Annotated in this window: 1 protein-coding gene; it reads right to left on the bottom strand. The window is 38.6% G+C overall.

From position 1 onward, the window contains the following. Positions 1-81: 81 nt before the first annotated feature. Positions 82-477: S-adenosylmethionine:tRNA ribosyltransferase-isomerase (locus HC175_RS18105; RefSeq protein ID WP_168139647.1), on the bottom strand; the 396-nt coding region annotated here is incomplete at its 5' end.

Genomic DNA, 477 nt, shown 5'->3' with positions numbered 1-477 from the left:
AAGGTCCAAAAAAGACCTTGCAGGTTTGATTCTTTACTTGAGAAGCACTGCTCACTGAACAGTGAACACTGAACACTCAGTCTACAGGATCAACATAGCGTCCCCGTAGGTGTAGAATTTATATTTCTCCTTCACTGCTTCGGCATAAGCTTTTTTCATAAAATCATGACCTGCAAATGCAGAAACCATCATCAACAAAGTTGATTTTGGCGTGTGGAAATTGGTGATCATACAGTTGGCTATACTAAAATCATATGGAGGAAAGATAAATTTATTGGTCCATCCACTGAATTCATTCAGAGTCCTGTTTGAAGACACTGAACTTTCTAAAGAACGCATTACCGTAGTACCTACAGCACACACTTTACGTTTTTCAGAAATTGCTTTGTTGATCGTATTAACCGCTTTTCCTTCTATAAAAGCTTCCTCACTATCCATTTTATGCTTTGAAAGATCCTCTACCTCAACCGGGCTAAA

The sequence above is a fragment of the Salinimicrobium oceani genome (assembly GCF_012037645.1).
This window is presented reverse-complemented; position numbering and strand designations above follow the sequence as displayed.